This window comes from Nocardia aurantia (assembly GCF_009604425.1).
Classification (GTDB): Bacteria; Actinomycetota; Actinomycetes; order Mycobacteriales; family Mycobacteriaceae; genus Nocardia; species Nocardia aurantia.
Genome location: NZ_WEGI01000002.1, coordinates 392,091 through 404,773, shown reverse-complemented (window position 1 = coordinate 404,773; position 12,683 = coordinate 392,091). Strand labels below are relative to the sequence as shown.

The following is a 12,683-nucleotide window of genomic DNA, read 5'->3' as shown; positions in this document are numbered from 1 at the left end:
CCCTGAGGTCGGCGAATGGTGACGCCTGTTCGCCGCTTCGGCTCTGGCGCCCGTCGAAGTACCGCTCGTCATTTCCCTGTGCCCTCGGCGATTCCCCGTGCTACCAATGCATTATGGCGAAGACGATCAGAGCGCGTGAGTATCCCGACAGATCCGCTTCCGTGCTCGAGAAGGTGGAATCCAGGGAGGTCTGTGCTGACTCGGTATGGGACATCGGCAGCCGACGCCCGCTCACTCCGGGTGAAACACAAGGCGAGCATGGCGGAATTGCAGCAGCTCTTCGCATCGATTCCGGCACCGGATTACCGCGCGTTGCGCTCGGAACTCGATGAATACTTCGGTGCGGATCGCCTCGACGACGAGTGAGTGTCGGCACACCGGCAACTCCAGCGGTCTGCGGCGCATAGTTGCCCGTCGACCTCGACCATTCCGTCTTCGCAGTAAGCGCCCGACCGTCGTTGCCGTGACCCTCCCTGAGCCCTCAGAGCTCCAGCACCAACCGTGGCCCGCACCCCCGCGACACACAGATCATCATCGTCTCGCCCTCCGCGCGTTCCTGCGGGGACAAAATCGCGTCGCGGTGTTCGATTTCGCCGCTGACGACCGGGGTTTCGCAGGTGCCGCAGGTGCCCTCGCGGCAGGAGGAGACGGTGACCACGCCGTGTTCCTCGGCGATGTCGAGGATGGAGCGGCCCGGTGGAACCGTCAGCACCAGACCGGAATTCGCGAGTGAGACCTCGAAGGGGGTGTCGGCGGCGCTGTCCGTGGTGGTGGCGACGAAGCGTTCGGTGAACACGTCGACGGCCGGCAGCGGTGCGCAGGCACGCTCCACGGCGTCGATCAGGCCGGCCGGGCCGCAGACGTAGACGGCGGTGCCGCGCGGGGTGCCGGCCAGCAGGGTGGCGGGGTCGAGGCGGCCGGCGACGCCGGAGTGGTGGACGGTGATCGCGTCGCCGTGGCGGGCGCGCAATTCGGTTGCGTAGGCGGCTTTTTCGGGGCTGTGCGCGGTGAGGACCAGCCGCCACGGCCGGCCGGTGCGGGCGGCGGCCGCCAGCAGGGCGGGCATCGGGGTGATGCCGACGCCACCGGCGACGAAGACGTAGCCGAGGGCGCGCACGAGCGGAAAATGGTTGCGGGGCGGGCGAATCGAGAGCACTGTCCCGGGGATCAGCTCGTGCAGGCGCACCGAGCCGCCGCGGCCCGCGGGCTCGCGCAGGACGGCGATGCGGTAGGCGGAGAGGTCCGCCGGATCGGAGCACAGCGAGTACTGGCGCTCGGCGCCGGTGTCCAGGAGCACGTCGATGTGCGCGCCGGCCTCCCAGGGCGGCAGTGCGGCGCCGTCGGGGCGGGTGAGGGTGAATTCGTCGATGTCGCGAGCCACCGGGCGGCGGTCGCGGACAACGACATCGATCGTTTCGTTCGTGTTCATGAGGGCCCTCTCGGAGGTCGGCCCCACCGGATTGTGTTCCCAGCCACGGGATCTCGATTACGCGCCGGTCTCCGGCTGCCCGGCGGCCTTCACGACGATCAGCCGGGCGCTCACGCAATCCACCACCCGCCAGCGGTGTGGTGTGCCGCCAGTGTAGTAGAGACTGTCGCCCTCGGTGAGCCGGGCTTGGCCGTGATCGCCGAGATCGGCGACGATCGTCCCGCCGACCACGTACAGCCACTCGTCCTCGTCGTGCACGAAATAGGGGCCGAAGTCGGTGTGCACCTCGATGAACTCCTGCGGGTAGAACGCCGCGCGGCCGTGCACCAGCAGCCGGGTGGAACCCTGGTCGGAGCCGGTCCGGGCGATGCCGCGGGGTAGCTGCAGGCCGTCGTGCGCGCGGACCACCCGCATCGAGCCCGGCTTCGCCGCGCCGTCGGACCGGGAGTCGGCGGCGATCATCAGCTCCACCTGGGTGGTGCCCAGCGCCTCGGCCAGCCGGGCCAGCGTCATCATGCTGGGGCGGGCCAGGCCGCGTTCCAGCTGGCTGAGGAACGGATGCGAGATCTGGGCCTGTTCGGCCAGCGATACGATGGTGAGGCCGAGGCCGCGACGTCTGCGGCGTATCTCGGCGCCGAGGGCGTGCTGTTCGTCGTCGGGCACGATGTCTGTCTCCCAGCTCGTCGTCTCCGGCCGGAGACGGTTTAACAAGACGAAGCCGCGCTGTTCATGGGATCGAAATATTGCGGTTCGATAGTTCCTAAATGTTGATGTCATCAACATAGCTCACTGTAGAGCCCCGCCACACCAGCCACGGGCGGATCCCGAGATCTTCGCACAGTCCGAGGGAGCTATATGGAACAGCCACTGCCACATCGTGTTTCACGGTTGTGTGGTGCGATGCTGCCGGACGGCTCGGTGGTCGATGTGTCCCTGCGCGACCCCGGGGTCGTCGCGGCGGTCGAACCGCATCGCGCGGAGCGGCCCGTCGACTCCGCCGCGGGCGAGGTCGACCTGCGGGGCTACGTGTTGCTGACCGCCCCCGCCGAGCCGCACGCCCACCTGGACAAGGCGCTGTCCTGGGACACCCTGGCGCCGCCGCTGGGCGATCTCGGCGCGGCGATCAGCAGCTGGCGGGCCGGCTGCGCCGTGTTCACCGAGCAGTCGTTCCACGAGCGCGCGCTCGCGGCGGCGCTGGCGCTGCTGCGCAACGGCACGACCGCGGTGCGCACCCATGTCGACCTGCTCGACGGGCCCGATCCGCTGCGCGGGCTGCGCGCCGTGGTGGGAGTCCGGGAGCGGCTGCGCGAGCTGATGGACGTGCAGATCGTCGCGCTCACCCCGAACACCGCGCCCGCGGCACTGGTGCACGATGCGCTGGACGCCGGCGCCGACTTGGTCGGTGGCGCACCGCATGTCGCGCCGGATCCGATCGCCGAGACCGATCGGCTGCTCGACATCGCCGAGCGGCGCGGGGTCGGGGTGGATCTGCACGTCGACGAATTCCTCGACGGCGACCACTTCATGCTCGGTCACTTCGCCGACCGGGTCGCGGACTGGCCGGCCGAGCGGATCCGCACCGCCGGGCACTGCTGCCGGCTGTCCACGCTCCCGGCCGAGGAACTCGAACCGCTGCTGAAGACGGTGGCGCACAGCGGAATCGGCGTCGTCAGCCTGCCGGTGACCAACCTGTACCTACAGGGCCGCGCGCACCCGGTGAGCACGCCGCGCGGGCTCACCGCCCTGTCCGCGCTGCTGGCGGCCGGTATCCCGCTGGCCGCCGGCGCGGACAACGTGCGCGACCCGTTCAACCCGATCGGCCGCAGCGACGCCCTGGAGACCGCGGCGCTGCTGATCGCGGCGGGACATCTGGACCCGGCGACGGCCGCGCATCTGGTCACCGACGGCGCGCGTGCCGTCCTGGGCCTGCCCGCGGCCGGTCCGCGGCCCGGCGCGGCCGCCGAACTGCTGGCCGTGCGCGGCACCGGCCTGCTCGGCGTGATCGCCGACGCACCCGCCGACCGGGTGGTCGTGCATCGCGGCGCGATCGTCTCGGTCAGCGAAACGACTTACCGGACAGCAGAACTCGCGGCTACGGAGGTATCAGTTCCATGAGCGTCACGATGAACACGGCACCACCGCGACGGGGCAGTCAGGTGCTCGGCTTCGAGGACGTCGAGCTCACCTACCCCAACGGCACGGTGGCGCTGCGCGACGTCGATCTGGTCGTACGGGCCGGTGAATTCGTCAGTGTCGTAGGCCCTTCCGGCTGCGGCAAGTCCACGCTGCTGCGGATCGCCTCCGGCCTGGACCGCGCCACCGGCGGCTACGCGCAGGTCGGCGCGAACCGGATCGGCTACGTCTTCCAGGACGCCACGCTGCTGCCGTGGCGGACCGTCCGCGACAATGTCGCGCTGCTCGCCGAACTCGACCGGGTCGGCCGCGCCGAGCGCTACCGTCGCGCCGACGAGGCGATCGAACTGGTGGGGCTGGCCGGATTCGCGGATCACCTGCCGCGCATGCTGTCCGGCGGCATGAAGATGCGGGTGTCGCTGGCCCGGTCGCTGACCGTCGACCCCGAACTGTTCCTGTTCGACGAGCCGTTCGGCGCGCTGGACGAGATCACCCGGGAGCGGCTCGGTGGCGAGATCAGCGAGCTGTTCGCCGCGCGCCGCTTCGCCGGGCTGTTCATCACCCATTCGGTCGCGGAGGCGGTCTTCCTGTCCTCGCGGGTGGTGGTGATGTCCGGCCGGCCCGGCACCGTCGTCGACGAGATCGACATCCCCTTCGATTTCCCGCGCCGCCAGGACCTCCGGTTCACCCCGGAGTTCGCCGCGCTGGCCGGGCGAGTATCCGAGGCGCTACGAGGAGGTCATCAGTGAGGACCGGGACGACAAGCAGGTCGGATACGCAAAAGCCCGGCGGTACAGCGGAATCCGGGCAGGATGGCGAGTCGGGTGTGGCGGCGGAACAGGTGCCGGAAGCCGGTTCGCCGAGCGGGCCTGCCACCGAGTCCGACTCGGCTTCGACGGATGAACCCAACACCGCGGCGGTCGAACTCGACGCACCGAATACGGCCGGCGGTACCTCGGCGGCTTCCGGGCCGGTGCGGCGGACCGGCCCCGGCGCAACGGAATCCGAGCCGCCCGCGCCCCGATCGCGGCGCTGGAATCCCGCCGCCGTGCTCGCCCCCACCGTGGTGCTGGCGCTGGTGATCGGCCTGTGGTACTTCGCGTCGTACGAGATCCTCGCGCCCTCCCGGCGTTTCCTGCTGCCGCCGCCGCAGGATGTGCTCACCAAGGGCCTGCTCGGGCCCTCCGGACCCGACATGTGGCAGGCGCTGGAACGCACCACCGTGGTGGCGCTGACCGGGCTGGCGATCGCGGTGGTGCTCGGCGTCGCCTGGGCGATCCTCATGTCGCAGGCCGGCTGGGCCGAGCTGGCGCTGTTCCCGTATGCCGTGGTGATGCAGTGCGTCCCGATCCTCGCGCTGGTGCCCCTGATCGGCTTCTGGTTCGGATTCGGTTTCGTCGCACGGGTTTTCGTGTGTGTATTGATCGCCTTGTTCCCGGTGGTGTCCAATACCCTGTTCGGGCTGAAGTCGGTCGACCAGGGCCTGCGGGATCTGTTCGCGCTGCGCGGCACCGGCCGGCTGACCGTGCTGCGCAAACTGGAATTCCCGGCGGCCCTGCCCGCTACGTTCGCCGGGGTGCGGATCTCCGCCGGGCTGTCGGTGGTCGGCGCCATCGTCGGCGACTTCTTCTTCAAACAGGGCGATCCCGGAATCGGCATCCTCATCGACAACTACCGCTCCCGGTTGCAGGCCCCGCAACTGTTCGCCGCGATCCTGCTGGCCTCGGCCCTCGGTGTCCTCGTCTTCGGCCTGTTCGGCTGGATCTCCCGCCGCGCGGTCGGCAACTGGTACGACTCCGCCCGCCGCTGAACCCCACCTCTCCGCATCCCTCGAACCCCTTGTGAGACAACGATGATCAATGTAATGTCCCGGCGCTCCCGCACCCTGCTGGCGGCCGCGGCCGCTGTCGGGCTCGCCGTGCTGACCGGCTGTTCCGACTCCTCGTCGCCGGCCGCCTCCTCCGGCTACAGCGGCCCGATCGGCTCGGTCGACCTGAAGTCGGTGTGCCCGGCCAAGGTCGTGCTGCAGACCGACTGGAATCCCGAGGCCGAGCACGGCATGCTCTACCAATTGCTCGGCCCCGACCCGAAATTCGACGCCGGCGCGAAGCGGGTCAGCGCCCCGCTGTTCACCCACGGCGAGTACACCGGCGTCGACGTCGAGATCCGCGCGGGCGGACCGGCGATCGGTTTCCAGACGGTGACCTCCCAGATGTACCAGGACCAGTCGATCATGCTCGGCATGGTGGACACCGACACCGAGATCCAGAACGCGGCGACCAACCCCACCACGGCGGTGTTCGCCACCCTGGACAAGAGCCCGCAGATGATCATGTGGGATCCGGCGACCTATCCGAACGTGCACGGCATCGCCGACCTGAAGGCCGCGAAGGCCACCGTGCTGTACTTCCAGGGCGTCGCCTACATGGACTACCTGACCGGCGCGGGCATCCTGGACAAGGGGCAGATCGACGGCAGCTACGACGGCACCCCCGCCAACTTCGTCGCCGCCGGCGGCGCCAAGGCGCAACAGGGCTTCTCGAGTTCCGAGCCCTACCTGTACCAGCAGAAGATCGCGCAGTGGCACAAGCCCGTCGCCTACCAGCTGGTGCACGATGTCGGCTTCCCGACCTACAAGTCCGCGATGTCGATCAGATCCGCTGAGCTGGAGAAGAATTCGGCCTGCCTGCAGAAGCTGGTACCGGTGCTGCAGCGCGCCGAGGTCGACTACTTCGCCGATCCGGCCCACGCGAACGACCTGATCGTCGCGGCGGTGCAGAAATACAACACCGGCTGGGTCTACGACACCGGCAACGCCGACTACGCGACCAAGACCATGAAGGAGACCGGGCTGATCGCGCGCACGGAGATGGGCGGTTTCGACGAGGCCCGCGTGCAGCACATGATCGACATCACCCGGCCGGTGTTCAGCGCGCAGAAGGTGAACGTGCCCGCCGATCTGAAGCCGGAACAGCTGGCCACCAACAGGTTCCTCGACAGCAGGATCGGACTGCCGTCGTGACGGCCGCCCTGACCCCCACGCGGCCCGAGTTCGGGCGGGAGGACGTGGACGCGCTCGTCGACGATCTGCTCGCCCTGCTCGGCCCGCGCGGGGTCAGCACCCTCGACCGCGCGCTGGATCGCGCGGCCCGGGACGGCTCCGGCCTCAGCCCCATCCTGTCCGCGCAGGACCTCGGCCGCCCGGACGCGGTCTGCTACCCCAAGTCCGCCGATCAGGTGCCGGCGATCGTGCGGGCCGCGATCCGCCGCGGGGTCCCGATCACCGCGCGCGGCAAGGGAACCGGCAACTACGGCCAGGTGGTTCCGCGCTTCGGCGGCTTGGTCATGGACATGACCTCGCTGTCGGCCGTCACCGGCCGCACCGACACCACGATCACGGCCGAGGCCGGGGCCCGCATGGTCACCCTGGAGCAGGCCGCCTGGGAGGCCGGCCGGCAGCTGTGGATGTACCCGTCCACGGTGCAGTCCACGCTGGGCGGCTTCCTCGCCGGCGGCTCCGCGGGCACCGGCACGATCGTGCACGGCCGGAACCACATGGGTTTCGTCGAATCCCTCGATGTGGTGTTCGGGCACGAGGACGCGGAGATCGTGCATCTCACCGGCCTCGACGCGCAGCCGCTGGTGCACACCTACGGCGTCGCCGGGATCATCGTCGCCGCGACCGTGCGGATCGAGCCGTTGCAGCAATGGCGTTGTCCCTACGTCAGTTTCGACTCGCACCACGAGGCGTTCCCGGCGGCGCGGGCGGCCGGCGCGATCGCGCCGCTGCCGCGGCTGCTGTCGGCCGACCGCGCCGAACTGGTCGGCGCGCTGCCCGCCGATCCGGCACTCGTCCGCGACCGGGCCAATGTGCGCGGCATCGTCGACGCGGCCGCGCTGGACGAGACCGTGGCGGTGCTGGAGGCCGCCGGCGGGCGGGTGGAGGCGGTGCGCGAGGGCCTGCCGCAGACGCTGCGGGTGAGCACCCTGTCCTACAACCATCCCACCTGGTGGCTGCAGAAAGCGGTGCCGGACACGTACTTTCACATGGAGGTCTCCGGCGACGCGCTGGTGACCCGGCTGCGCGAGGTGGAGGCCGTGTACGAGGGCGGCATGCTGCACCTCGACGTCGGGCACGGCACGGTGTTCGGAATGCTCAACGGCGTCTACCGCTCCCCGGAGCAGGTGTACGCCGGGGTGCCGGCGCTGCGCGCGCTCGGCGTGAGCGTGCATTCACCACATCAGTCCTATGTGGATCTCGACGCGGACCGGGTCCGGGCGATCGCCCGCGGCACCGATCCCAAGGGTCTGCTGAATCCGGGAAGGTGGCTGGAATGACAACGACCACAAGACGATTCGCCGATCTTACCACCGCCGAGGTGCCGCGGGCGCTGTCCCGCGACTCGGTGCTGGTGCTGCCCACCGGTGCGCTGGAACCGCACGGCCCGCATCTGCCGCTGCGCACCGATCTGCTGATCGCGGAACGCACCGCCGCCGCGGCGGTCGACCGGGCGGCCGCCGCCGGGCAGGACGTCTGGTTGCTGCCCGCCCTCGGCTACACGAAATCCGATGAGCACGCGCACTTTCCGGGTGCCCTGTGGCTGCGCGCCGACACCCTGATGCGCACGGTGGTCGACATCGGCCGCAGCATCGCCGCCACCCCGGCCCGGCGGCTGCTGTTCGTCAACTGCCACGGCGGCAACTCGGCCCTGCTGGAGGTCGCGCTGCGGGAACTGCGGCGCCGCTTCGACCTTCAGACCTTCCTGTACGGTGGCCCCGCCCGCCCCGGCCCCACCGAGGAGGGCTTCGGCATCCACGCGGGCTGGGCGGAGACCTCGGTGATGCTGCACCTGGCCCCGGAGCTGGTCGACATGGCCGAGGCGCGATCCGCGGTGCCGCACGCCATCGCGGGCCACAAACATGTCGGCTTCGGCAAATCGGTCCGATTCGGCTGGCTCGCGGACGATTTCGCCGAATCCGGCGTGATCGGCGACCCCACCGGCGCCACCGCCGAGATCGGCGCGGAACTGTTCGCGACGAACGTCGACACCCTGGTCGCGGCGCTGCCGGAGATCGCCGAATTCGATCCCGGCCGCGTCCACGAATGATCACGAGCAGCATGGCGTTCGGGCGGGACTGCGCCCCGGCGGAATTCACGACCATCGATCCGATCCGGCTGGCGGGACTGTGGATTCCGGAGCCCGGTTCGGCGCCGCCGCCGCTGATGGCGCTGGCCACCGTCGGCGCGGACGGATATCCCCGGGTGCGGCACGTCCTGCTCAGCGAATTCGCCGACGGCGCGGTGTATTTCCACACCGACGCCGATTCGGCGAAGGTCGGCGAACTGCGGGACCGCCCGTACGCGGCGGTGGCGGTGGCCTGGCCCGAGGTCGGCCGGCAACTGCTGGTGCGCGGCGCCGTCACCCGGGCCACCGCGGCCGAGGAGCGAGCGGTGTACGCCCGCCGCGGCCGTTATCTGCAACTGCTGGCCTGGCTGAACACCCCCGAACAGGCGACCCTGCCGGTCGAGGCCCGGCACGCCGCCTGGGCGGAATTCGACGCGGCGCACGCCGATCTCGAACCGCCGGGCACCTGGGCCGGATTCGCCGTCCGGCCCGAAGAATTCGTTTTCTGGCGCGGCGACCCCGACGGGCCGTCCCAGCGGACCCGCTACCGCCGCACCGGAACAGCTTGGAACGTGGAGGTTCTGCCCGGATGACTCTGATCGTGCACAATGCCGTCCTGCTACCGGTGGCGGGGGAGGAGCCGTGGCTGTACGGCTGGTTCACCGTCGGCGACGGCGGCCGGATCACCGCCCTCGGCGCGGGGGAGCCGCCCGCGCAGCCGGGGGAGCGTCTGGACGCCGAAGGTGCCTTCGTCGCACCGGGTTTCGTCTCCGCGCACAGCCACATCTTCACCGCGGGGATGCGGGGCGTGGCCCCGAACGACACGTTGTACCCGTGGGTGACCCGCAACACCGAGATGTTGCTGGCCGCGGGCGCCGAGGATCTCTACTGGCTGACCCTCGCCGGGGCGCTGGACTTCCTCGGCGCCGGGGTCACCTCCGCCTACAACTTCACCCAGAGCCGGGTGCTGGCGAAATTCGACTACGCCACCTCGAGTCTGAAGGCGGCGGCGGTCCGCCCGGTCGAATTCCTCACCCGGCAGATCGATGCCGCCGCCGACGCCGGACTGCGCTGCGTGAATGCCGTCCGGCTGGACGACGAGCAACTGCCCGAGTCGGAAGCGTTGCAGGCCTTCGGATTCGCGATGGAGCACGTCGCCGCGGCGGTCCCGCCGGAGCTGAATCTCGGCGGTTCGGTCTTCGGCAGCGTGCAGTGGTCGACCGCGCCGGTCACCGCCGAGCGCGAACGCGCGATGATGCGAGATCACCGGGTCACCAACCAGGCGCATTTCGTGGAGACCGCCGAGCAGATCGACATCCAGCGCGCCAAATTCGACTGGTACGACAAGGCCGGCGCGCTCGGCCCCGACTTCGCCTTCGGCCACTTCGTCCACCCCACCGACCACATGATCGACCGCGCCGCCGAAACCGGGTGCGCGATGGTGTGGCAGCCGATGTCCAACGGCCGCCTCGGCTCCGGAATCGCGGACGTGCCAAGGTTTCTCGGCGCCGGTATGCGCGTCGGCATCGGCCTGGACGACCAGTCCTGCACGGACGTCGCCGACCCCTTCGAGAACATGCGCACCGGCCTGTATCTGCAGCGCGCCAAGCATTCCGACGCCACGATCCTCACCCCCGCCGACATGCTGCGCCTGCACACCCTCGGCGGCGCCGCCGCCATCGGGGTGGCCGACCGCGTCGGATCCCTCGAGGTCGGCAAATACGCCGATTTCGTGATCGTCGACCCCCGCAGCCCCGACCTCGGCCCGATCTGGGATCCGGTCGCCACCTACGTGCTGGCCTGCTCGCTGCGCAACCTGCGCGGGGTGTACGTCGGCGGCCGCCGCGTCTGGGGCGACGGCGCCTCCACCCATCCGCTGGCCCCGGAAGCGTTCCGCCAGTTGCACGATCGGATGGTCCGGGTCGCGGGGGAGAACGGAATCCATTGCGCGATACCGCGTTCCGCGGCCTGATTCAACGGCGCACCGGCGCCCGCGCGGCCAGCCAGGCCGTGACATGATCCAGCACCGCCGGGTCGATGGTGGTGTCGATGCTCCCGTATTCGCTCACCGCCCCCGTCCCGGCGGGCTGCATCAGATGATTGAGCCCGTCGAAGACGCGGACCTCGGCATCCGGATCGGCGCCGAGATACCGCCGCATCGGCGGCTCGCTCTGCGCCGGCGGCACCTGCAGATCCTTGCTGCCGAAGAAGGCGAGCACCGGTATCCGCAACGCCGACAACGCCGGGCCCGGATCGTAATTCAGGAACGACCGGAAATTCGTGGAGGTGTAGTAGTCGAGCGCGTCGGCCGGCTGCTCCCGGCCCGGTGTCAGCGTGGCGGTGTGATCGCGGAACAGATCCCGGGCGGCATCCAGGTCTCCCGCCCGCACCAATGTGGTCAGCGTGCCGACGAATTCGAGCTGATGATGGATCGCCTCGCGCCCCATCCCCGCCGCCGCCGCGATCAGCTCGTTCTGCTCCAGCAGCACCTCCGCCCCGGCGACCGCCGGCCCCGCCATCAGAATCACGAACGCCACACCACTGTTCGCCCGCGCCGCGACCAGCGGCGCGAGATACCCGCCCTCGCTGTGCCCGAGCAACCCGATGTGCGCGGCGTCGATATCCGCCCGCCCGCGCAGATACCCGACCCCCGCCGCCGTGTCGTCGGCGAGATCCCGGTAATCGGCGTCGTTCAGCGCGCCGCCGGTGCCCCCGACTCCCCGTTTGTCCGTGCGCAATACGGCATATCCGGCCCGGGTGAGCGTATCCGCCAGCAGCAGAAAGGGTTTGTGCCCGAAGATCTGCTCGTCCCGATCGTTGGGCCCGCTGCCCGCGATCAACACCACCGCCGGATGCGGTCCCGGCGAATCCGGCACCGTGACGGTCCCCGCGACGGTGATGTCACCGCTGCGATAGGTGACATCCTCCGACCGGTACGGCCACGGCGCCCGCGGTTCCTGCGGCCGCGGCGGCACCGGAACCTTCCCGCGCCGCAACGCCAGCGGCAACTCCCGCCCGGCCTGCGTGATCGTGCCCGTGATCGTGTCACCGCCCCGGTCGTAGCGTCCCCGGAACGACACGTCACCGGGCAACCCCGGCGCCCGGAAGGCCACGCCGTCCGGATCCGCCCGCACCTGCTCCAGCGGCGTCGCGTACACCCCCTGGACCGGGATGTCGAGCGTGCCACTCCCGTCGGCGAACGAAACACCCACCGGCAGTGGCAGATTCGGCAGATCCAGGCTGCCGTTCCAGTCGCCGGTGAGTCCCGGATCCGGGGCCGGCACGGAGGACCCGTTGCCCTGATGGGCGCAAGCCCCCGTCAGCACGGCGACTAGCACAACCAGCGTCAGCGATCGCAGCGAGGCCATACGCCCCAGGGTAGTCAGCAGTGGTCCGGCGGCGGGCGGGAAACTCGCCGCGGCTCGACGTCAAGCGGTGGGCACGTGCCGGCTCGCGATCTGGAAGACGTTGCCGGACGGGTCGCGGACCATCGCCCGGCGGTCACCGTACGGCGTGTCCAGCGGTGCCTCCATCGGGTCGGCACCCGCGGCCAGCGCCCGCTGATACGTGGCGGCGACGTCGTCGACATAGACGTACAGGAAGGCCGGAAACCGTTCGCGTTCACCGGATTCCGATACCATGACCAACGAGTCGCCGATGCGCACTTCGGCCGGTCGATCCGGCTCGATGTCGCCGGTGGCCCCGAACACCGTTCGCAGGAACGCGACCGCGGCGCGCCCGTCGTCGACCACCATGCGTGGTGTCACCGAATGAAAACCTGGCGGAGGTGCAGCAGCCGCGACCATGTCGAGAGTGTCGCATGCGATCGGGCGACGCGGGCTGGGTCGGGGGATTACTTTTCGGTGGGACCGCACGTCGCCGGCCACCGGATCGGCCGGGTAACGAAGTGCCCCAGCAGATGCACCTCGATCTGTTCGTCCCCGATCTCGATGTCGCGGAGCGCGCGGCGATCTTTCGCGGCGCGGTCAAGGCCG

Annotated in this window: 12 protein-coding genes; 8 read left to right on the top strand and 4 right to left on the bottom strand. The window is 70.1% G+C overall.

Going from position 1 to position 12,683, the window contains the following annotated elements; translation table 11 throughout:
* Positions 1–481: 481 nt before the first annotated feature.
* Together NRB56_RS05285 and NRB56_RS05280 are read right to left on the bottom strand one after the other, a co-directional pair.
* The gene (locus NRB56_RS05285) at positions 482–1,429 is read right to left on the bottom strand and encodes a PDR/VanB family oxidoreductase (protein WP_153339335.1); all 948 of its coding nucleotides are present in this window, start codon (positions 1,427–1,429) and stop codon (positions 482–484) included.
* Between the two features lie 57 nt (positions 1,430–1,486).
* The gene (locus tag NRB56_RS05280; RefSeq protein ID WP_319942581.1) at positions 1,487–2,092 is read right to left on the bottom strand and encodes a helix-turn-helix domain-containing protein; all 606 of its coding nucleotides are present in this window, start codon (positions 2,090–2,092) and stop codon (positions 1,487–1,489) included.
* 192 nt (positions 2,093–2,284) lie between these two features.
* Here NRB56_RS05280 and NRB56_RS05275 point away from each other — a divergent pair, with 192 nt between their 5' ends.
* From NRB56_RS05275 to NRB56_RS05240, 8 genes are all read left to right on the top strand, one after another.
* Entirely contained in the window at positions 2,285–3,544 is a 1,260-nt protein-coding gene (locus NRB56_RS05275) for an amidohydrolase family protein (protein WP_194290729.1), read from the top strand.
* Positions 3,541–4,311 (top strand): ABC transporter ATP-binding protein, encoded by a 771-nt coding sequence (locus NRB56_RS05270; RefSeq protein ID WP_153339333.1) that lies wholly within the window; start codon positions 3,541–3,543, stop codon positions 4,309–4,311. The genes NRB56_RS05275 and NRB56_RS05270 overlap by 4 nt, the downstream gene beginning before the upstream one ends.
* 224 nt (positions 4,312–4,535) lie before the next feature.
* Positions 4,536–5,372, top strand: a complete 837-nt coding sequence (locus tag NRB56_RS05265; RefSeq protein ID WP_406603439.1) for an ABC transporter permease — start codon at positions 4,536–4,538, stop codon at positions 5,370–5,372.
* Between the two features lie 54 nt (positions 5,373–5,426).
* On the top strand, positions 5,427–6,584 hold the full coding sequence (locus tag NRB56_RS05260) for a substrate-binding domain-containing protein (RefSeq protein WP_227837187.1): 1,158 nt from the start codon (positions 5,427–5,429) through the stop codon (positions 6,582–6,584).
* Complete coding sequence (locus tag NRB56_RS05255; RefSeq protein ID WP_319942579.1) at positions 6,581–7,900, top strand: FAD-binding oxidoreductase; 1,320 nt, start codon at positions 6,581–6,583, stop codon at positions 7,898–7,900. Before NRB56_RS05260 ends, NRB56_RS05255 begins: the two co-directional genes overlap by 4 nt.
* Positions 7,897–8,670: a creatininase family protein gene (locus NRB56_RS05250; RefSeq protein ID WP_153339331.1), complete on the top strand. Its 774-nt coding sequence runs from the start codon at positions 7,897–7,899 to the stop codon at positions 8,668–8,670. The genes NRB56_RS05255 and NRB56_RS05250 overlap by 4 nt, the downstream gene beginning before the upstream one ends.
* Positions 8,667–9,281, top strand: coding sequence for a pyridoxine/pyridoxamine 5'-phosphate oxidase (locus tag NRB56_RS05245; protein ID WP_153339330.1), 615 nt, complete (start codon positions 8,667–8,669; stop codon positions 9,279–9,281). Before NRB56_RS05250 ends, NRB56_RS05245 begins: the two co-directional genes overlap by 4 nt.
* The gene (locus tag NRB56_RS05240) at positions 9,278–10,660 is read left to right on the top strand and encodes an amidohydrolase family protein (protein ID WP_153339329.1); all 1,383 of its coding nucleotides are present in this window, start codon (positions 9,278–9,280) and stop codon (positions 10,658–10,660) included. The genes NRB56_RS05245 and NRB56_RS05240 overlap by 4 nt, the downstream gene beginning before the upstream one ends.
* A gap of 1 nt (position 10,661) precedes the next feature.
* Here the strand turns inward: NRB56_RS05240 and NRB56_RS05235 are convergent, their stop codons facing one another.
* Positions 10,662–12,056 carry an alpha/beta hydrolase family protein gene (locus tag NRB56_RS05235; protein ID WP_153339328.1) on the bottom strand — a complete coding sequence of 465 codons (1,395 nt, stop codon included), beginning with the start codon at positions 12,054–12,056 and terminating at the stop codon, positions 10,662–10,664.
* A gap of 60 nt (positions 12,057–12,116) precedes the next feature.
* The gene (locus tag NRB56_RS05230) at positions 12,117–12,455 is read right to left on the bottom strand and encodes a VOC family protein (RefSeq protein ID WP_319942578.1); all 339 of its coding nucleotides are present in this window, start codon (positions 12,453–12,455) and stop codon (positions 12,117–12,119) included.
* Positions 12,456–12,683: the final 228 nt, after the last annotated feature.

Coding starts and splice junctions, on each gene's coding strand:
- NRB56_RS05285 (WP_153339335.1), bottom strand. CDS start 1,429: ATGAACACGAACGAAACGATCGATGTCGTTGTCCGCGACCGCCGCCCG.
- NRB56_RS05275 (WP_194290729.1), top strand. CDS start 2,285: ATGGAACAGCCACTGCCACATCGTGTTTCACGGTTGTGTGGTGCGATG.
- NRB56_RS05270 (WP_153339333.1), top strand. CDS start 3,541: ATGAGCGTCACGATGAACACGGCACCACCGCGACGGGGCAGTCAGGTG.
- NRB56_RS05260 (WP_227837187.1), top strand. CDS start 5,427: ATGTCCCGGCGCTCCCGCACCCTGCTGGCGGCCGCGGCCGCTGTCGGG.
- NRB56_RS05250 (WP_153339331.1), top strand. CDS start 7,897: ATGACAACGACCACAAGACGATTCGCCGATCTTACCACCGCCGAGGTG.
- NRB56_RS05245 (WP_153339330.1), top strand. CDS start 8,667: ATGATCACGAGCAGCATGGCGTTCGGGCGGGACTGCGCCCCGGCGGAA.
- NRB56_RS05240 (WP_153339329.1), top strand. CDS start 9,278: ATGACTCTGATCGTGCACAATGCCGTCCTGCTACCGGTGGCGGGGGAG.
- NRB56_RS05235 (WP_153339328.1), bottom strand. CDS start 12,056: ATGGCCTCGCTGCGATCGCTGACGCTGGTTGTGCTAGTCGCCGTGCTG.